General features: G+C 65.9%; 18 protein-coding genes. 8 read left to right on the top strand and 10 right to left on the bottom strand.

From position 1 onward, the window contains the following. Positions 1-83: 83 nt before the first annotated feature. On the bottom strand, positions 84-1142 hold the full coding sequence (gene hrcA, locus AAGA11_02285; protein MEM9601668.1) for a heat-inducible transcriptional repressor HrcA: 1059 nt from the start codon (positions 1140-1142) through the stop codon (positions 84-86). A gap of 146 nt (positions 1143-1288) precedes the next feature. On the opposite strand from hrcA, the gene AAGA11_02290 reads away from it, so the two are divergent. The 4 genes from AAGA11_02290 to AAGA11_02305 are packed head-to-tail and all read left to right on the top strand — an operon-like array spanning position 1289 to position 4503. After that, positions 1289-1465 carry a hypothetical protein gene (locus AAGA11_02290; protein MEM9601669.1) on the top strand — a complete coding sequence of 59 codons (177 nt, stop codon included), beginning with the start codon at positions 1289-1291 and terminating at the stop codon, positions 1463-1465. Next, entirely contained in the window at positions 1452-2636 is a 1185-nt protein-coding gene (gene mnmC / locus AAGA11_02295; GenBank protein ID MEM9601670.1) for an FAD-dependent 5-carboxymethylaminomethyl-2-thiouridine(34) oxidoreductase MnmC, read from the top strand. The genes AAGA11_02290 and mnmC overlap by 14 nt, the downstream gene beginning before the upstream one ends. 49 nt (positions 2637-2685) lie before the next feature. Beyond that, positions 2686-3549, top strand: a complete 864-nt coding sequence (locus tag AAGA11_02300; protein MEM9601671.1) for a ribokinase — start codon at positions 2686-2688, stop codon at positions 3547-3549. Positions 3550-3552: 3 nt separating this feature from the next. Then, on the top strand, positions 3553-4503 hold the full coding sequence (locus AAGA11_02305; protein ID MEM9601672.1) for a nucleoside hydrolase: 951 nt from the start codon (positions 3553-3555) through the stop codon (positions 4501-4503). Positions 4504-4526: 23 nt separating this feature from the next. Here the strand turns inward: AAGA11_02305 and sthA are convergent, their stop codons facing one another. Beyond that, on the bottom strand, positions 4527-5990 hold the full coding sequence (gene sthA, locus AAGA11_02310) for a Si-specific NAD(P)(+) transhydrogenase (protein ID MEM9601673.1): 1464 nt from the start codon (positions 5988-5990) through the stop codon (positions 4527-4529). Continuing rightward, on the bottom strand, positions 5938-7635 hold the full coding sequence (locus AAGA11_02315; GenBank protein ID MEM9601674.1) for an alpha/beta hydrolase: 1698 nt from the start codon (positions 7633-7635) through the stop codon (positions 5938-5940). Before AAGA11_02315 ends, sthA begins: the two co-directional genes overlap by 53 nt. 181 nt (positions 7636-7816) lie before the next feature. On the opposite strand from AAGA11_02315, the gene AAGA11_02320 reads away from it, so the two are divergent. Genes AAGA11_02320 through AAGA11_02335 form a run of 4 tightly spaced genes read left to right on the top strand, consistent with a single transcriptional unit; the run spans position 7817 to position 11484 of the window. Then, positions 7817-8410 (top strand): gamma-glutamylcyclotransferase family protein, encoded by a 594-nt coding sequence (locus tag AAGA11_02320; GenBank protein ID MEM9601675.1) that lies wholly within the window; start codon positions 7817-7819, stop codon positions 8408-8410. Beyond that, on the top strand, positions 8403-8675 hold the full coding sequence (locus AAGA11_02325) for a hypothetical protein (protein MEM9601676.1): 273 nt from the start codon (positions 8403-8405) through the stop codon (positions 8673-8675). The genes AAGA11_02320 and AAGA11_02325 overlap by 8 nt, the downstream gene beginning before the upstream one ends. A gap of 28 nt (positions 8676-8703) precedes the next feature. Continuing rightward, positions 8704-10068 (top strand): amidase family protein, encoded by a 1365-nt coding sequence (locus tag AAGA11_02330; protein ID MEM9601677.1) that lies wholly within the window; start codon positions 8704-8706, stop codon positions 10066-10068. 21 nt (positions 10069-10089) lie between these two features. Then, positions 10090-11484: a hypothetical protein gene (locus tag AAGA11_02335; protein ID MEM9601678.1), complete on the top strand. Its 1395-nt coding sequence runs from the start codon at positions 10090-10092 to the stop codon at positions 11482-11484. A gap of 58 nt (positions 11485-11542) precedes the next feature. On the opposite strand, the gene AAGA11_02340 is transcribed toward AAGA11_02335, so the two are convergent. The 7 genes from AAGA11_02340 to AAGA11_02370 are packed head-to-tail and all read right to left on the bottom strand — an operon-like array spanning position 11543 to position 19772. After that, entirely contained in the window at positions 11543-13462 is a 1920-nt protein-coding gene (locus AAGA11_02340; GenBank protein ID MEM9601679.1) for an O-antigen ligase family protein, read from the bottom strand. Beyond that, positions 13434-14219, bottom strand: a complete 786-nt coding sequence (locus AAGA11_02345; GenBank protein ID MEM9601680.1) for a polysaccharide deacetylase family protein — start codon at positions 14217-14219, stop codon at positions 13434-13436. Before AAGA11_02345 ends, AAGA11_02340 begins: the two co-directional genes overlap by 29 nt. A 1-nt stretch (position 14220) precedes the next feature. Next, positions 14221-15375 carry a glycosyltransferase family 4 protein gene (locus tag AAGA11_02350; protein MEM9601681.1) on the bottom strand — a complete coding sequence of 385 codons (1155 nt, stop codon included), beginning with the start codon at positions 15373-15375 and terminating at the stop codon, positions 14221-14223. 16 nt (positions 15376-15391) lie between these two features. Next, positions 15392-16765 carry a hypothetical protein gene (locus AAGA11_02355; GenBank protein MEM9601682.1) on the bottom strand — a complete coding sequence of 458 codons (1374 nt, stop codon included), beginning with the start codon at positions 16763-16765 and terminating at the stop codon, positions 15392-15394. 3 nt (positions 16766-16768) lie between these two features. Next, on the bottom strand, positions 16769-17620 hold the full coding sequence (locus tag AAGA11_02360; GenBank protein MEM9601683.1) for a CpsD/CapB family tyrosine-protein kinase: 852 nt from the start codon (positions 17618-17620) through the stop codon (positions 16769-16771). After that, positions 17620-19140, bottom strand: a complete 1521-nt coding sequence (locus AAGA11_02365; protein MEM9601684.1) for an XrtA system polysaccharide chain length determinant — start codon at positions 19138-19140, stop codon at positions 17620-17622. The genes AAGA11_02360 and AAGA11_02365 overlap by 1 nt, the downstream gene beginning before the upstream one ends. Positions 19141-19199: 59 nt before the next feature. After that, positions 19200-19772 carry an XrtA/PEP-CTERM system exopolysaccharide export protein gene (locus AAGA11_02370; GenBank protein MEM9601685.1) on the bottom strand — a complete coding sequence of 191 codons (573 nt, stop codon included), beginning with the start codon at positions 19770-19772 and terminating at the stop codon, positions 19200-19202. Positions 19773-20114: the final 342 nt, after the last annotated feature.

The raw sequence follows: 20114 nt of genomic DNA on the forward strand, positions 1-20114 counted from the left end.
GCAATTGCGGGTGGACGGCACGCGAAACGCCGCGCACCGCCGCACGCGGTGCCGGTGCACCGAGATTGCGCCAAGCATGGGGATCAGCGGTTGGAATTCAAGGCCGCGCCGAGGATTTTCGAGGTCACGTCGACAACCGGTACCACGCGGTCGTACGCCATCCGGGTGGGACCGATCACACCGAGCATGCCGAGGACCTCCCCGTCGACCTCACAGGGGGCACTGACAAGGCTGTAGTTGTCGAGCACCTCGTGGCCGGCCTCGGCCCCGATGAACACCCGAACGCCGTCGGCACCCATGCAGCGTTCAAACAGGTGGTACATGTCGCGCTGGTTGTTGAAGGTGTCGAAAAGCGTGCGCAGGTGTTCGACGTCCGACGCCGAGTTGACGCCCATCAGGTTGGTCTGGCCCGCGACCGCGTAGTCGCCCGAGGCTTCGCGGTCGGGTGCGGCCAGCACCTGGCCCGCCACGGTGATCATGTGCTCCATCTGCGAGGCCATGTCGTCGCGCAGATCCTCGAGCGCGTCGAGCAGCCGTTTGCGCACCTCGTGCAAGCTCAGCCCGCCGAACTTCGCCGTGATGAAGCGCGCGGCGGCGGCCAGTTCCTCAGCCGAGTAGTCGCGGTCGAGGCTGACCACGCGGTTCTGCACGTCGTGGTCGTTGGTGACCAGGATCACCAGTGCGCGCTGTTCGGAGAGCGCGACAAATTCGATCTGACGCAGGGTCTCCTCGGCCGGCCGGGGGGCAAACACCAGCCCCGCCATATGGGTCATTCCCGAGAGGTACTCGGACGCACGGGCGATCAGTTGCTCGCGGTTCAGGTCGGCCGAGAGGTGCTGGCGCAACGCGTCCACGCTGGCGTGCTCAAGCGGTTGGTACTGGACCATGCGGTCGACGAACAACCGGTACGCCTGCTCGGTCGGCACCCGGCCGGCCGAGGTGTGCGGCGCACGCAGCAGGCCGAGTTCCTCGAGGTCGCACATCACGTTGCGGATGCTGGCAGCGCTGAGGGCGATGCCGGAGCGCTTGCTCAGGGTACGTGAGCCGATCGGTGCGCCCTCGCGGATGTACTCGTCGACCAGCGCGCGCAGGATGGCCTCCTCGCGGTCCGACAACAGCGCTTGCGGCGATTCCTCGGTCATGGTCCCGTGCTCACTTCTCAGCGCACCGTGCACTCAGTGGGAGGGTGCCCGCTGCGCGGCAGCCGGCGTTGTCGGCGTGGCTGTTTGCCGCGCCGTCATCCCGTAAACTACACCAAAGTAATGCGCCCGACTGACAGAATATCAAGATGACTCGCCGAAAAGGGCACGCTGTACGCATTGGCAACGTCACGCTGGGTGGTGACGTCCCCGCGGTGGTGCAGTCGATGACCAACACGGACACCGCGGACACCCTCGGAGCCGAGGCGTTTCAGCAGCTTGTCGAGGCCTACGTCGAAAACCGCTACGGCCTTGCACGCCACTGAGTCGGGACTGACCACACCGCCGTCCGGCGATCCCCGGGCCGCGCTGGTCATCGGCGGCGGCATCGCCGGTGCCGCGATCGCACGGGCCCTTGCCGACCGCGGCAGCGAGGTCAGGGTGCTGGAAGCCGGTGACCAACCGGCACGCGGTGCCAGCGGCAACCCGCGCGCCGTCGTACGACCGGTGCTGGCGCGGAGTCGCCACGATCCGCTCGCCACGTTCTACAGCCGCGCGAGCGAACACGCGCGCCGATCCCTGGTGTTGCACCCCGATCTCGACCGCCCGAACCTCTGCTGTCTGGCGGGCGCGCACGTCGAAACCGAGCATGCCCACGAGCTCGATTGCAGCGCACACGGTGTGACCCTCCTCGACGCGGCCAGCGCGAGTGCACGTCTCGGGCTTGACGCCCGCGCCGGGTTTTTTTTGCACGACGCCTTGACACTCGCCCCGGCCGCGCTCTGTGCCGCCCTGCTCGCTCATCCGGCGATCACACTGAGGCAAAACGCCACGGTGGCGGCACTGCAGCGAAACGGGTCGAACTGGGCAGCGCTCGACACCGCGGGACAGGTGATCGGGCGGGCGCCCACCGCCGTTGTGGCCACCGGCCCCGCTCTCGACACCCTCGCGCCGACGCTCGCACGCGCGCTGCACCGCACAACCGGCGTATCGATCCAGCACGCCCCGACACCGTCAGCGCAGCGGCCCCGTGCATCCCTGCTCGGCCCTATGTCCTTGTCACCGACGGCGGACGGCATCGCCGTCTACGGCGGCCATTGGCGCAACAGCGAACCGCTGAAGACCCAGCTCGCGGGTCTCCCGTCGCGCTTTGCCACGCTCGTCGATGGGGCAAGCGACCACCGTGTTGTGGCACGCCTGCACACACCCGATCGGTTGCCACTGGTGGGTCCGTTGCCCGACATGGCAGCGACAGCCTCACACTTCGCGCCGCTGCGACACGGCAAACCGCCCGCGGGAGAACCGATCTACCAGCGCGACGCCTATGTGCTCGGCGCACTCGGCGGGCGCGGCATCACGTCGGCCCTCTGGTGTGCCGACCTGCTCGCGTCGGCGGTCTACGGTGCAGAACGGGCGGCGCTGCGGCCGCTTCACCCGCTGCGTTTTCTGGTGCGTTCGCTCCGGCGCAACCTACCGCCGTACGCGACTGGACGCTGATCCCGGGTGCTGCTCAAATAGCAGGCCCCTGACACAGGTTCACCGTGTGATGCGTGTCTACAACTTCGGCTCCGTCAACATCGACCACGTCTACCGCGTTGCGCACTTCGTGCAACCGGGCGAGACCCGTGCGGTGACGTCGTACCACCGCTTTCTCGGTGGCAAAGGGGCCAACCAATCGCTTGCACTGGCCAGGGCAGGTGCGCCAGTCAGCCACATCGGTGCAGTGGATCACGGCAGCGAGTGGGCGCTCGACGAACTGCAGGCCAGCGGCGTCGATGTCAGCGGTATTGCAACCGTGAACACACCGACCGGGCACGCCATCATTCAGGTCGACGACAGCGGTGAGAACTGCATCCTGATCGAAGCCGGCGCAAATGCGCGCGTGTCCGTGGACGCCTTGAAAGCGCACCTCGGCTCGGCCGCCGCTGGCGATTGGCTGCTGTTGCAAAACGAGACCAACGGCGTCGAGGACGCGGCACGCGCCGCGTGCGCGCGCGGCCTGTCCGTCGCCTACAACCCCGCCCCGTTTGACGCCGAAACCGCTGCAGCCATGCTCGACCACATCGCCCTGCTGATCGTGAATGGCAGTGAGTTCGAGGCGCTCCGGGCAACCCTTGGCGACGCGGTGCCAGCGCAGGTGGACCTGCTGATCACGCACGGCGAACACGGTGCCGAGTACCGAAGCCGAGGCGACCAGATCTTCGTGCCAGCCCGAAAAGTGAAAGCGATCGACACCACCGCGGCCGGCGACACGTTCATCGGCTATTACCTCGCAAGTGTGTCAGCCGGACTCGACCGCGTGTCCGCACTCGAGCGGGCCGCTCTCGCCAGCGCGCTGTGCGTGAGTGTGGCAGGTGCTGCCGTGTCGATTCCAACTGCGGACGCCGTGAGCCACTTCGCGAGACACTGAACCATGGCCCAGAAAATCATCATCGACACCGACCCCGGCATCGACGACGCCCTGGCCATCCTGTTTGCCCTGGCGCACCCGGCACTCGACGTCCTCGGCTTGACCACGGTCTTCGGTAATGTGCCGGTGTCGCTCGCCACCGACAATGCACTGCGCATCGCGGACACGGCCGAGAGTACGGTGCCCGTCGCCGCGGGCGCGGCCACGCCGCTGCTCATACCACCGCGCGGGTACGCGGATTTCGTGCACGGCCAGGACGGGCTCGGTAACACTCACCCCGCGCCGAGTGTGCGTCAGGCGCTGGACCTCAGTGCCGCCGAGTTCATTGTGCAACAGGTGCGTTCGGCACCCGACGACATCACACTGGTGCCTGTCGGGCCATTGACGAATCTGGCACTGGCCCTGAAGCTCGCACCCGATATCGCCCACAAGACGCGGGTTGTGCTGATGGGCGGTGCCGTGCACGAGCCCGGCAATTGCAGCCCTGTCGCCGAAGCCAACATCTGGCAGGACCCACACGCGGCGGACGTCGTGTTCGCAGCCGATTGGCACGTGACGATGGTCGGGCTCGATGCGACGCACCAGGTCCGCCTCGACCAGGCGTTCTTCGACGCGTGTGCCGCAGCGGCGCCCCGCGTCGGCGGGTTCCTGAACGACGTCCACCAGTTCTATCTGGATTTCTACGCCAAGCGGTTCGGTGAACGGGTCTGCGCTGCACACGACGCGCTCGCGGTGGCGGCAGTGGTCGACCCGTCCGTGATCACCACCGAGCCGGGGGCCATCCGGGTGTGCACCGACGGCGTGGCCGAAGGCCAAACCCTGCTGGCCACGCCGGGGGCGTTCGACGATCAGCCGTGGTGGCAGGGGCGACCGGTGCACCGCGCGGCGCTCGGCGCGGATGCCGACGCGGTGCGGCAGCTGATCCTCGGCACGCTGGCCGACAACGCCAGCTGAGGCTCAGCCGTCGGGGGCGCCGCTCAGGTGTCCGCGCCCGACGTGTCCCGCGGCATGCGGTTCCAGGCATCGAGTGCCGCGACCTTGTACGCCTCGGCGAGGGTCGGGTAGTTGAACGTGTTCTCGAGGAAGTAGTCGAGCTTGCCCTTGTGCCCCATGACCGCTTGCGCAACGTGGATCAGCTCGGTCGCGCCCTCGCCGACGATGTGCGCGCCGAGCAAGCGGTGCGACTTGATGGAAAAGATCAATTTCATCATGCCGCTGTTGAGGCCCATGATCTGACCGCGCGCGGTCTCGCGCAGCCGTGCCGTGCCGACTTCGTAGGGGATCCCCCGCTCGGCAACTTCCTGCTCGGACATCCCGACCGTGCTGATCTCGGGCACCGCGTAGATGCCGTAGGGTATGTGTTTGTCCGGTTCCGGCGCCTTGTTGTCAAACGCGTGCGCGGCGGCCAGACGCCCCTGCTCCATCGAGGACGATGCCAACGAGGGAAACCCGATCACGTCGCCCACCGCGTAGATGTGCGGTACGTCGGTGCGGTAGAACTCGTCCACCTTGAGCCGATTTCGGTGGTCGACCTCAAGACCGGCTTTGTCCAGTTCGAGCGCACCGGTGGCGCCCATGCGCCCGGCACAAAACAGCACCATGTCGCTCGAGGCGATGCGCCCACCGCCGAGGTGGCAGATGCAGCGGCCCTCGGCATCGCGTGTCACCTTGTCGACCGTGTGGCCCAGTCGCAGGGTCACGCCGCGTTCGCGCAAGTCGTGCAACAGGTACTGGACGATGTCGTGGTCGACAAATCCCAACACGTCCGAGCGCGGGTCGATCAAGGTGACCCTGACATCCAACGCGCTGAAGATCGTCGCGTATTCGACCCCGATCACGCCGGCGCCGATGACTGTCAGCGAGGCCGGGATACGATCAAGTGAGAGCAGTTCATCCGAATCGATGACGGTCGAGCCGTCGAAAGGGATGCTGTCCGGGCGAAACGGCTCCGTGCCCACCGCGAGCAGGATCTTCTCGCCGCGCAAGCGCCGCGTGTTGCCATCCGCCTGGCCGACATCGAGCGTGTGCGTGTCGACAAATCGCGCGACCCCGCACACCGTGTCGACGTGGTTGCGCATGAACTGGTGCTCCTGGATTTCCACTTCGTGGTCCAGCGTCCGGCGCAACCGGTGCAGCAGGTCGCTTGCCGTGATGCTCTGTTTGACCCGGTAGGTGCGCCCGTAGAATTCGCGTTCCCGCCACCCGGTCAGATTCAACACGGTCTCGCGCATGGTCTTGCTCGGGATCGTGCCGGTGTGGACGGACACGCCACCAACGCGCCGCCTCTTCTCGATCACCGCCACACGGCGCCCGAGTTTGGCCGCCTGGATCGCCGCCCGGCGCCCGCCGGGCCCACTGCCGACAATCACCAGATCGTACTGATCGGCGTCAGCCACGGTGATGGCCGGTTCGATGCGCGACACGGTCGCTTTTTTTGGCATGGCTGCGCCCTCGGTTCTGCGCGGTGTGCATGACAGTCTTGTAAGCAAGTGCGGTGCCGGTGCCGGCGCACCGGTGCCGGATGAGCCTGACGCAAAAAAGCCAGCCGATCAACCACACGCCCAGCCCACCACCGCCGCCAGCCGACGCGCTGTCGGCACTGGGGTCGGGGTCGCTGTCCACCGGGTCGGTCACGTCAGCGTCGTCGCCCTCGACCCCGCCCGGGTCGGTGCCCGACCCGTCGCCTCCCGGCCCGGGCGGCGGGGGCACGGGGGCGTCGATCGCCGCCTCCGCGCGCGCCGCCAGCCAATCGTAGGCGTCGGCCAGTGCGTCTCGGGCCACCACTGCATCGAGCAGGTCACCGGCCTGACACGCAAGGCCCGGCACACACACTTCGAGCGCGTGGTCCGCGCCACGCAGCAGGTCGAGTTGGCCCCCCTGGCCGCACGCGATGCGTTCGCGCCGCGCCGTGAGCGTCGGCGCCTCCAGTGCATCGTGCACCGACAGCCACTGCGTCCGCGAGCGCGTCGCCGCACAGAGCAGCCGCGACTGCCGGGCCGGCACCAGGGCATCGGCACCGCCGTGCACGGCGCGCAGCGGTGCGACCGGCGCACCCTCGGCCACCCGGTTCGCCAACGACAGCCGCTGCAGCCGCGGCGAGCTCACCGTCCAGTCTGAGGCGGGCACACCCAGGAACCGTTCCAGGATGCGCACCCCGTCGTCGTTGCCGTACCGGCCTGACGCCACCTGAGACGCAAAGTCCGCGACATCGGTGGGCGGATACATCAGCAGCGCAGCCGCGACCGACGCGCGACGCTCCACCGCCAGCCACGCGGCGAGGTAGCCGCCTGCCGACTGACCAAACAGCACGGGCGACCCGGTTGCCGCGCCGTAGCGCGTGCCGTGGGTTTGCACCCAATCGAGCGCGGCCTCGGCGTCGGCGAGGATGTCCTCGGCGAGCCAGCCGCGACACGCCGCCGGACCGTCCTCGTCTCCGGCCAGACGGTAGAACGGGGCGAAGACCACGAGACCGCGGTCGGTGAAGTGTGCGATCAGGCTCTCGAGTCCGGGGTAGCCCGTCCGACGGGCCGACCAGCTGCCACCGTGAAAGGCGATCACCGCCGGCTGCGCCCGCGCGCCCGGCCGCGCGGTGTACACCCGCATCTCGAGCGCGCACACGTCGTCCCCGTCGGCGCGCGACACGCTGCGGTACGCGACACGCCCAAGGTAGGGCTCGGCACTGTCGCGCAACCCGGGCAACGTCAATGGCATGCGCGTGCCCGGTGTGCTGAGCCAGGTTTGCACGGTATCCGGCAGGTCGGTGGCGTCGCCGAGCACACCGGGTACACCGAGCTCGGCGCAGTAGCGGGCCATCGGCACCACCGCCGTGTCGACCGGCTGACTGCAGCCCGCGTCGAGGTAGCGCGTCCCGCCGAGGGTCGCAGACACGGTGCACTGCCCCTGGGTACGGGCGTACAGCGGTTCGCGCGGCAAGCTGAGCACCAGTTGTTCGGCGACCTCACACGCGAGCTCGCCGCCGATGTCACCGGCCGTCGCGCCGAACGATAACGACGGCCCGCACGCCCCCCCTAGCAGGAGTGCGAGCGTGAACGCACAACGCGACCGTGTGAGCTCCATCCTCAGCATGCACCTCACCTGAAAACGCGTCCGACGGCCGTTGAATTTGGGCCAACCGGCTGTTGTGCACAAGTCGCTTGGCCGTGCGTGCCACGCCGAGCCCGGTGTCAACGCCGTCGCCGATGCATTGCCGCGACAAATTGACATAGACTGAAACGCAATCGAAGGCGGGCTTGGGAGCACAGGGCGGGTGACGGTATCGCGGTGGTTTTTCGGCTACGGCTCGTTGGTCAACGACCACACCTTGCCCGAGGGCACGGAGTGGCAGACCGTCACGGTGCGCGGCTGGCGACGGTGCTGGGGTCACACGATTCCGCGCGACCCAGCCTGGTTCGCGCTCTCGCTGGTGTCCGACCCCGACGGCGCGGTCGATGGCGTCTTGATCCGTGAAACCGCCACACTGGCGCCGGTGCTGGTCGAGCGCGAGTCCGGCTACAGCCCGCACCCGCTGACGCTCGATACGCTCAGCGCGGCGCTGCCTGATGGCGACACCCCCTGGGTGTGGCTGAGCGACCACCTCGCCGAGCCCGACGCATCAGGCTGTCTGCTGCAAAGCTACGTGGACTGCGTGATGGCCGGGTTTCTGCGCCACTTCGGTGCCGACGGGCTCGACCGCTTCATCGCCACCACCGACGGCTGGACACACCCCGTCATCGCCGACCGCGGCGCGCCCCGCTACCCGCGCGCCGTCACGCTGCAGGACGACGCAACCCACGCGATCGATCAACGCGTCGCGACCGCGCAACGGCGCGCGCGCGCCACCGGAGAACCGTCCCGTGCTTAGGCTCATAGCCGGTCCGGTCGGGTTGGTGGTCTGCGGCGTGCTCGCCGCCCTGCTCGTGGCCTACCTCTGTCAGGCACGCGGTCGCTGGCTCGCCGCGATCGCGGTGATCGCCGTGCCCACCACTTTTGTCGGCATCCTGATCCACGACCTGCTCGACCTCGACGTCGGCTTGTCACCGCTGACCAGCACGCTGGTCGTTGTCTCCACCACCACCGGTGTTGTCGCCGGCCTGATCGCCACCCTCTTTGCGTCGCGGGCCACGTAGAACGCCACTCCGTTTCAGGGACACTGTCATGCCAGACGCCGTTGCATGGGCCACGCTCCGCACACTCTCCGAGCAACTCCAGCGCGGCGAGGTGCAGGCCGCCGATCTGGTCGAGGCGGCGCTGGCGCGGATCGATGCGGCCGACACCCCCGACGGCCCGGTGTTTCTGCGTCGGTTTGACAGCGAGGCGCGACGCGAGGCCCTGGCCGTCGACAACGCGCGAGCGCGCGGCGAGGCGGTCTCACCCTGGGCCGGGATCCCGTTCGCAGTCAAGGATCTGTTCGACGTCAGCGGGCACGTGACCCACGCCGGCGCCGTGGCCACACGAGATGACCCGCCCGCACGACACGACGCCACCGTGGTCGCGGCCCTGCGCCAGGCCGGGCTGATACCGGTCGGCGCGACCAACATGACCGAATTCGCGTTCTCCGGCATTGGCATCAACCCCCACTACGGCACGCCGGAGGCCGCGCCCTGGCCCGGTGAGCGGCGGGCCCCGGGTGGCTCGTCGAGCGGCGCAGGTGTGTCGGTTGCACGGCAGATGGTGCCGTTGTCGCTCGGCACCGACACCGCGGGCTCCTGCCGCATCCCGGCGGCCTGGAACAACGTCGTCGGGCTCAAGCCCAGTCAGTCTCGGGTGTCGCGCGACGGCGTCTTTCCGCTGTCCACCACACTCGACGCACCCGGCCCGCTTGCGCAGAGTGCCGACTGTTGCCGCATTGCCGATGCCCTGATGCGCGGCGTGATGCCAGCGCCGGCGCCGTCGGCTTCGCTCTCTGCCTTCCGCTTCATAGCGCCGGTCGGCGATCGCCTGCCGCCGCTCGACGACGACGTGGCCGAGCACTACCGCGCCGCACTGCAACAGCTCGAAGACGCCGGCGCCACCGTGGTCGAGCAACCGGCACCCGCGTTCGAGCAGGCGGCCGAGGCGTTTCTGTCGCGCCCGATTGCGGGCTACGAAGCCTGGCTGGTACACCGCGATCGCCTTGCCGCACGGGGCGGCGAGTACGACCCCAACGTCGCGGCGCGTCTGCGTGCCGGCGCCAATGTCGACCCTGCCGAACACGCCCGCACGGTCGCCGAGCGACGTCACGTCGCTGACGCCTTCCGCGCTGACACACCACCAAAAACGGTCCACCTGCTGCCCACCACGGCAAACACACCGCCGTCGATCGATGCGCTGGCACGAGACAACGACCTGTTCGCAAAACAGAACCTCAGAGCACTGGTCTACACCTCGATCGCGAACTACCTGGACGGCTGTGCCCTCTCACTGCCGATCGGGCGTGGCGTGGGACTGAGCCTGATTGGCCCGAGTGGCACCGATGATGCGTTGTTTGACGCAGCAGAGGCCGTCGAGCACGTGTTGTCGAGGTCCCGCTCCACACCCTGACCGCACAGCGACCTGCACGACATGAGACTCCAACGCGCGCTGGCCGTGGCCGCATTGCTCACGGCGACCCCCACCCTGTTCACTGTCACAACGCACGCGCCGCACGGCACTGGCGCAGCGGCTGCGGCATCCTGCCCGACCATCGACGAGCCCCGGTACGTCGACCTGTGCGCCGGTGTGGAACCGCAGTTCGGGGCGGTCCGCATGTTGCGCCAGAAGCGACCCGCGCAGTACGAGGCGATGACCGACCCGACCTTCGGCACCACGATCCGGCGCATCACCGACGCGTCCGAGGGCGAGATCCACAAGCCGGTGTACAGCACGATCCAGGCGTGGAACGCCGACGAGAGCTACCTGGTGCTGTATTACCAGCCCGGTGACGGGGACGGTGAACACCGGCTGTACGACGGCCAGACCTACCGCTACGTACGCACACTCGATATCGACCCCGCCGACCTCGAAGAGGTGTTCTGGCACAACACGGACCCGGACATCCTCTTCTACGCCGAGTCCTACTACCGCAAGCTCTACCGCTACCACGTGTCGGAGCACCGCAGCGAACTGTGGATGGACTTCAACAAGGTGTGCCCAAAGGGCAACGACCTCGTCAGCGGAGGCGATGTCCACATGCCGAGCTGGGACAGCCGGTACATGGGGTTCCGCTGCGGCGGCTACAGCGACGCGGCTGCCAAGACCTACATCGTCGACCTGCAGGAACGCCTGCTGCTGAGCGTGGGCACCAGCGGGGTGGGTGACGCGGACGACGACCCCCGCGGCTACGACGCCTACTCGGCGCCGATGCCGGGGCCGTCCGGGAAGACCTACTTCTACCAGGGCGACGTGCTCGATGTGAAACAACGCAAGCTGCGCTCTCTCGCCGTCGCACAGGAAGAACACAGCTCCCTCGGTCGCCTGCCCGACGGCAGCGACGCGTTCTTCGCCGTCGGCTTCATCGACGCACCCGACAAGCGCTGCGGCGGCAGCATCGGTCAGGTCGTCGCACACAACCTCGAAACCGGCGAGTGTTTCATCGCCCTGGGGCCCGAACAGGGCATCGGCTACCCGGCGACGAGCACGCACCACTCTGCCCTGGCCCGTGCGGCACCGGGCTGGGTCGCGAGTTCCTCGGTGGGCGAGACCGGCCGGGATCTGATCGGCAGCTACCAGAAGATGCCCGGTCAGGAGATCTACCTGACCTACGCGGACAAGGCCAACCCGCAACACTGCCGGGTGGCCCACCACCGCAGTTTCGGCAAGGACAACACCCGTTTGCACAACGGCTACTTCGCCGAGCCGCACGTGACCATCAGCCCGAGCGGCACGCGGCTGCTGTTCGGCAGCGATTGGCACGGCGAGAACCGCGTCGACACCTACGTGGTCGAGTTGCCGATCCACGCAGCCTGCGCAACCCCCTGAGCGTCAGTCAAACGCCCGGTCGTTCACGGGGCTCCACGCCACCGCGTGTCATCGGGCCTCACCGGCGCTGTCGACGCGCGCGGCGCGACTCCGCCGCCGGGTGCGGTCTAGCCGTTCTATCTGGATCAAGACTGCCAGCATCTGCTGCACTGTGGGCACCGTGTCTGAAGCCGATTTTCACATCCCTGTGCAGTACCCCGTCGTCGGTCGACGCCTCCGAGCCGTCATGGCCTATGCGCTTTATCTTTTCCTGGTCCTTCGACTGGTCCAAACCGACCTTCGCGCGCACGGTGCGCGCCGTGGCTTGGCGACCCAATTTGCTGCGCAGGCTCACCGGGTCCTGCGACATACCGAGCACCGAAACCAATTGTTCTTTGCGCCCCACCTCAGGCTGGTCAGCAGGATCGAAAGCGCCACGGTTAGCCTCGACCCGCAACAGGTTGGTGTAGAGCACCTGCATGATCACGAGGTAGGCGTAGAAATAGGCCGTGAATTCCAGGTTCACCATGCGTGAGCCGAACACGTTGATCAACGCGAGGCAAAGCACCATCGAGGCGGCACTCGCCCCAAGTATCCGTTCAAAGCGCTGTTCGCTTCGTCGGTAAATTTGCCAGCCCATCCACATGAACATGGCTTTCATCGACAGGAAAATGAAGAAGGCCGGCAGCCCCATCTGCGCGGCCACGTAAAAATACATGCTGTGCGGGTCGCCCTCTTTCACCTGTTCCCGTGTGTACTGGGACTTCAGGTACGGAAAGGCCTTGAAGCCCTTACCGAGGATCGGGCTCTCAGCAATCATGTTGCCCGCGGCTTCCCAGAGGATGAAACGGATCTCCGAACTGCGGTCGAGCTGCCCCTGTTGGCCAGTTTCGGTGGTCTGGTTGAGCCGCGCCATGATGGATTGCGGAATCAGCGACGGAAATGCAGCCAAGGTCCCAACGCCGAGCACCGCTGCAAGCACAAGAAACCGTTTACCACGGAAATACGTGAGCAGCCCACCGCCTGCCGCCAGCGCCACGTAGGCGCCGCGCGAGAAGGTGGCGATCAGCACTTTCGCGGTCAACAACAGGTACGGCGCCAGCACCCAATAGCGCACCTTGGTCAGATTGAACAGCAACAGGGCGGCGATCGGCAGTGTCGTGAAGGCGAGAAAGCCACCGAAATCGTTCGGCTGTTCGAAGGTACCGCCCACACGTGCCTTTTCGATCGAAGACGCGCCGCGCTTCTCCACCCACTCCTTGGCGCCCAGGCCGACAACCAGCAAGGTGCCGATCATGCTGTAGATCGCCATCCGCTTGGCCTGCCCCGGGGTGCGAACAAGGCCGATGACCGCGACGTAAAACCCGGCCTGGGCAACCCAGGCCGTCGCCTGTGAGAGCTCGTTGCCAATGACCCACGACAAGGCGCCCGGTGTGAAGACGAGGGTCGCAATCGAACCGCAACTCAGGACCCACCACGCCAACACCAGGTTTCGTCCCTTGATCGCCGGCAGAAACGGCGTGCCGGATTCCTTGGCGCTCTTCCACGCGAAGAAGAGACACAGCGCAATGAAGATGTTCGTGCCGTTCACCAGCGGCGCAATCGACACCGCGTACAGTTTGGCGAACGGCAGGTAGAGCAAGGACACCGCGAGAATGATTTCAGGCTGCTCGCGCGCACGCAGGATGATCGAGCCGAGGATGGCCCCAGCGATGCCGTACAACACCAGTTTGGGCATCGGGATTTGCAGCAGCACGATCGCGCCCATGAACAGACCGGGCACGATCAGGAAACGCAGAATCTCGAACACCCGCTCGATGTTGAGGTCCTCGTCCTCGATCTCGCGTGCCGTCGCGGCGTGGCGCTGCTTGATTTGGCCACCGACCGATGCCAGACCCGCCGTCGGGTCGTGGCCGATGCGCGGGCCGTCTTCGAGCGTCTCGCCGCCTGCGTCCGGCGCGCGGCCGATTTTAGGTTGCAAATTGCCGATAGATCGCATCGTAGACCCCGTTTCCAAGCACCCGCTTGGCGGTCGATTTCAACAGTGAATTGCGCCGTGCCCGCCGGTGCTGGGTCGACTCAGGGTCGCACAACGCGACCACGGTGTCCGCTGCCATGCCCTCGCGCACCGGCAGTCGGCCGATCAATTCACGCTGGCCCCAGCGGTGAAGCTTGAACTCGCTGCCGTACACCCAGCGGTAACCGAGTTCGAAGGCCAGTTCCACATCGCGTCGACCACAGCGGCCGCCAGGGAAACTGATCGTGTCGACCTCAGCGCCGAGCACACCCTCGAGAATCGCCTTGCTGTCAGCGAGTTCGGCGCGTGCCGCGCTGGCGTCGAGGTCAGCAATGAACCGGTGGCTGCAGCCGTGGCTGCCGATCTGCATGCCGAGCGCGCGCATCTCGCGGAGGTCAGACGCGGCACAGAAATGCGGGCGTGCGTCGACCCAGTCGGTGGTGATGAAGAACACGCCGTTCAGTTCGCGCTCCGCCAGCGTTGGCGCAACGAAACGGGCGTTGCTCACATGACCGTCGTCGAAGCTCAGCAACACAGTCCGCTCGGTCCTAGGTGTGTCGACTGCGTTGACGTCGGCAATACCGTAGCCGGCAGTTTGCAAGGCAACCAGGTGCGCGACGAAGGCTGACTCCGACACCGCGTAGGGTCTGTCAGCGGCCTCGATCGCGGACTGCGGCGTGCACGTGCCGTAGGTCGCATGGTACATCAACACCGCCAGTTGCTCGCCTCGCGCGCCCATGTCAGGAGGACTCGAGCGCGGGCGCAAGGGACTCGCCGCGGTAGCAGCGCTCGATCGCAGAGACCACCTGCTCGACGCCGAAACGCGCCTCGATGCCACGGCGGGCCGCAGTGCCCATCTCCCGGCACCAGGTGCGGTCGGCCTGCAACCGCTGCAGCGCGTCGGCGATCGATTCAGGGTCGCCGACCGGCACGCCGAGGCCGTTGCTGCCATCTCGCAGCAAATCGGCGTTGCCCTGAATCAGCGACAGCACGCACGGCAAGGCACTGGCCATGGCCTCGAGCACGCTGTTGGAGAGGCCCTCGATGTACGACACCTGACAATACACATGGGCCTCGGAGAGGAAACGGTCCACGGCGTCGATCTCGCCGAGAAAGTGCACGGTGTCCTGTACATGACACCGTGCGACCAGCGCCTCGAGCTCGCTGCGCAGGGGGCCGTCGCCGGCGAGTCGAAACTCGATGTCGGTGACGCCGCGCTCGCGCAGCACCGCAGCCGCCCGCACCAGGTCCGGCAGGGATTTTTCCTTCACCAGGCGCCCGGTGAAAACGACGACCATCGGACCGTCTTCGGGGCCGGCGTGCAAGGCCGCCGACGGCGTGAAGCGGTTGAGGTCGATCGCGTTGGGCAGCGCCAGGATCCTGTCGGCGGGCAAGCCGAGCGCGTTCAGCCGCACCACGGTGTCCTGGCTGATCGCCTGGAACACACCGATGTTGAGCGTCAGACGCCGTCTGAGGGTGGCCCACCAACCGGTGTTGCGCGTGTCGAATACGCCGCCGCCATCGAATTCCGTGGCGCCGGCGACCTTGGCCAGCACGCGCGCGCGCAGAAAAGGTTTGACCAGCGCGAGCGCAAGCGCGAATTTTTCAACCATGTGCACGTGGATGACGTCGTACCGTCTGCCGTGGCGCAACAGGAACCACGCAGCGTTGAGCACGTAGGTAACACTTGCCAAGCCTGGCACACGCAGAAAGCCGAGCCGTTGGCAGCGGATGCCGTTCAGCGATTCGGTTTGCGCTTGCTGTTCCAACAGCCAGGGGCAGACGTAGTCGACATGGTGCCCGCGCAGAACGAGGTTCTCCGCGATCAGGATGGCTTGCTTTTCACTGCCGCCGGCGCTCGGGAAGAAGCCGTCAACCGCAGAGAGGATGTTCATGCCGGTGCATCGGACATCAGAGCACCGGTTGCAGGGCGCGCTGCTGACGAGACTGGTTGATCAGGTCCAGGCGCGACCGCGGGTTCCAGGTGAGGCTATACCAGGTCGCCTCTTCGTCAAACTGGCCGAGCCCGTCGGCGCCGGTGCTCTCGATGGTGTTCTCACGCCAGCCGAGGCGCGAACGGAATGCCACGGTGTGTTGCCAGGACAGGCCGACCTCGACCTCTTCCGAGACGTCCTCACGGTCCTGGGTGGACGGTGAAAACTCGAGGCTCTCGTAGGACGCGTTGGCAAAGAAACCCAACCGCCCGGTCACGGCGTAGTTGATGCCGAAGTTCGCGCCATAGGTTGTGGTGTCGTCTGCCGGGTCTTCGAAGGTGTTCTCGGCCCACGAGAAGCCCGCCCCCATGCCCCAGATGGCACCCTGTCGGTTCAGATCGAGGCGAACGAGGTCCTCGAGAAACACCCCGTTGCCGTCGTCGAGCGTGTCGTCCTGACCCGCGATCACGTCCGAGAGCTGCGACAACACCGAATCGGTGTAGCTCCGACCGATCTGCAGGCTCGCGCTCCAGTTTCGCGTCAGGCGTTGGTTGGCCCGCAGTTGGAAGAACAACGCCGAATCGGTGGTGTCGCTGCCGTCGTCGTTTTCGCTCACGTTATAGCTGACGCCAAGGTCGGTCTCGAACAGACCCTGCCGCGGCAGTTGGTTGGTGAGTCGAGCAAAGATGTTGTTGATGGCGTAGCCCGCACCCGGGTCGGCGTTGAGCAATTGCGTGTGTTCGATGTTGCCGCTTAGCGTCTGGCGTGCGTTGAGCCGCCGCGCGAGTGATGTGCGAGCGAGCAACAGCTCCTCGTCCGGGTCGTTCTCGTTCCAGAAGTGCAGGTAAAAGGCTTCGCCGTTCAGCGAATCCACGCTGTTGATCCGGTAGGTCAGCACAGGACCCGTGATCACCGCGTTGGACTGGTTGCGCTCATCCTCCTGCCCAAGGGCGACGAGGTCGTCCGCCGTGATGAAGTAGTAGTCGGCCAGCACCCACTTCGCCGTCGCCGGTCGGATGCGGTACTCCGCCTGAAAGCCGCCGCGCCCGGACACCTGGTCGCTCAGCACATTGTCTTCGTAGGTCGTGCCCTCGGCAAACAGCGCGAGGTCGTAGTCGAGCTTCGCTGCACGTTGCTCGCCGCGCAACGCGATGTCAACGCTCTGCCGAATGCCCGGCACGATCGGTTCCGGGTCCACAGCCTGCTGGCTCGCTTCAAGGCTGGTGTTGGTGAGATTGGTGCTGTCAGTGATGGTGTAGCCGGCGGACACATCGAATTCCACGGCCAGCGCCGGAGACACCGTGAGTGCCAGTGCGATTGCACAACTCGGTACCGCGCGTGGAGTGGTCATGGTTCAGCTCAGCTCCGCCAACGGCTCGTTGTTCAACACGGTTCCGACCAGCTTGCGTTGGTCGATGTCCTGACACGCTGCGACAATCTGCGACGTCGTGACACGGCCGTAGGGAATCACCAGCACGATGTAGTCGGCGAGGTTTGCGAGAATCTTCGCGTCGGCCGAACTCACCAGGCTCGGTGAATCAATGATGATGAAACGGTCCTTGTAGCGCTGCTTCGCTTCGGCCAGAAAGGCCCGCATGGTCGACGAGGAGAAGTACTCGACACTGCTCTGCGTGCTCGACCCGACCGGAACGATGCGCAGGCGTGGAATCCCGGACGGCCGCACCACGGACTCGATGCCGATGCTCGGGTCTGACAAGTAATCCGTCAGGCCTGTGCCGGAATCGAGGCGTGCAAGCTGCAGCACCTTGTGGAAATACGGGTTTTGCAAGTTGCAGTCGACCAACAGCGAGGTCTTGCTGTCCTCGAAGGCGATCGACGCTGCGAGGTTCATCGACACGAAGGTGCCACCGCCCTCGGGTGACACCGAGGCGATCATCATGCTGAAGTTCTCACCGCGCCGCAGGCCGAGAAGCCGCGTGCGCAGCTCGCGAAACGTGTCGACCAGGCGGCGGTTCTGCGACTGCGGGTGAATGATCTTCATGAAGTCGAGTTGCTCGGGCGAGAACAACCGGGGTTCTTGCATGAGCATGATCGACCGCGACGTGGACACCGGGTCGTGTGCGACCGACCGGCGCTTGATGCGCGCGAGGTCGCGGCCACTGGAGCGCAAGCGCGCGCGCCGCTCGGCGAGTTCGTCGCGCGCCGTCGGACGCTGGGTCGAGCGATTTCTACGAATGAAAGACATCAGAGAATTCCACCTGTCCAGCGAATCCAACCAGCAAGCATATACACCACGATCACGCCGGCAATCACCGACCCGAGGATCAGCGGGCTGGTCAGAATGTTACCAATTTCGCCCTTGACCCTGGCGTGTGGCACGACCGCGAGCACCGGCAGCCCGAGGTTGTTTTGCAGCGCACTGGGCAAGCGCAGTTTCGGGTCGAGGTAGAGCAAGCCGAACAGCGCGCCGAGCGGCAACAGGATCGCGAGAATCGGGCCCACAATGCCGAAGTGCAGGAAACGCAGGCCTTTGGGCAGGTTCGGCAATTGGGCTGGCTCCTGGATCTTGACCGCCGAGCCCTGGCGTTTCTCGTCGAGGTTCATCGACACGCGCGCGCTCTCCCGCCGGCGCAGCATTTCCTGGTAGATCTCCTGGTCGACCTGGTAATCGCGCTGCAAATCCGCAAGCTTGGCGCCAAACTCGTTCGACGACGCCGCCCGTTCGCGTTCTTTCACGAACAGCGCGCGCTGCTGCTGCAAACGGGCGCGCAACGAGGAGACCGCCGTCTCCGCGCCGGAGAGCTGCTGGCGCAAGCGTTGGTATACCGGGTTGATCGACGACTGTTCCTGCACTTGCTCGTCGCTCAAGCGGGTTTCACGCTCGTTGGCTGCGAGCTGCCGCAGGTCGGCGATCTGCTGTTTCAGGCGGACGATGTCAGGGTAGGTGTCGGTGTAATCGAGTCGCAACCGGTCGATTTCGTTCTGCATGCCCGCAATCTGCTGCTGAAACTGCGACTCGCGAAAATCCTTGACTGCGGTGACCGACTCGCTCTGCAACTGACGTGCGAGCGACGCGCGCCTTGCCTCCGCCTCGCTCAGTTCGAGCTGGGTGATGTCGATGTTGCGGCGGAGCTCGATAAGTTCTTCGTCGATGTCGACGGCGTTTGCTGCGACACCCTCGCCAAAGCGCGTGCGAAACTCGCGCAAGCGCGCCTCCGAAGCGGCCAGCTTCCGACGGTAGATATCGACCTGGTTCTCGATGAACTCGAACGCGTCGTTCGACTCGCGCGTCTGCTCGCGCACACTGCGCTCGACGTAGCGATCTCCGAACTGCTTGGTCACGCGGTAGGCACGCACCGGATCGACGTCCTTGTAGGACACCATCGTGAGGTTGCTGCCGAGGTTGCTGACCGTGGTCTGGCGGTAGAGGTCGATGCGCGCCAGTTCCATCTGGGTCGGGTTGTTGACGTCCTTGGCGAGGCCATTCGTGACGATCACGTCGTCGACGATGTCACGGGAGAAGATGATCTCCCGCGCGATGGCTTCGCTGTCCGCCACCTGGGTCTGCGCAGTGGCACCCTCAAGGATCGGGGCAATGACATTCTGGTTGTCGGCGAAGATCGTCACCGAGGACTCGAACTTCGGTTTGTAGAACCACCCCAGCACGAGCATCAGAATCGCGATCACCGCAAACGCCACGGTGAGTGCACCGCGGCGAGCAATGATTTCGCGATTGAACATCGCAATCCATTCTTCAGTAAACATCTCAGACAGATTCACTCAATGTCATGGTGGGTAAGCCCAGTACAACCACAGCGTCCGAATCAGAACTTGCGCTCGGGCACGGTGATCACATCACCGGGTTGCAGCGCGTAGTTAGAACGCAGGTCGCCCTCATTCAGGATGCTACCGAGCTTGATCGAGTAGGTCTTGTTCGACCCGTCGGCGTGACGGCGGTACAGCTTGGCCCGCTGCGCGACGGCAAATTCGTTGATGCCACCGCTCTCGAGCACCAGATCCAGCACCGTCATACCCGGCCGGTATGGCATGGAGATCGGGTTGCGCACCGCACCGGTCACCCGCACACGGGACAGGAACTCGTGGCTGACCAGCGATGTGAGGATCACCGACACCTGCGGCTGTCGGATGAACTTGGACAGCTTGCGTTCGATGTCACGCGCCACATCGTAGGCGGGGCGGCCACCGGCTGCGACTTCGCCGATCAGCGGCACGGAGATGTAGCCGTCGGGACGCACGGGCACCTCGACCGAGAGGTCTTCGTTGCGCCAGACCGAGACCCGCACGGTGTCGTCCACCCCGATCAGGTAGGCACCACGCTCGGACAAGTCGATCTCGTCGGTGTTGGTGGTGGGCGCAGCCGCGTCGGGCGGTTGCACCTGCCGTTCCGTTTGGCGTGGCGCCTGGCTGCACGCAGCCACTGCCATCACCACCGCAAATATTGTTGCTAGACGCACAATCGCCATCTCAGTCATCTCCTTTCAACCACCGGCACGACACCGGCGGCAGGTTTTTGCCGCAGCATCACCGCGCAGCGCGGCGTAGCCACCGGGTCCACACTGTTTGCGGCGGACCACGGAAAATATTGACGTGCATGATTCACATACTGGTGAACCGTCGCGGGCCACCGCCCCTGATGGAGCAGTTTCTGCACCAGCGGCAACCCCCCTGTGTACCCTGTACACGTCCCGGAGGGTTCAACAACGCGTGCGTTGGCCGCT

The organism is Pseudomonadota bacterium (genome assembly GCA_039196715.1).
In the GTDB taxonomy this organism is placed as follows: domain Bacteria; phylum Pseudomonadota; class Gammaproteobacteria; order CALCKW01; family CALCKW01; genus CALCKW01.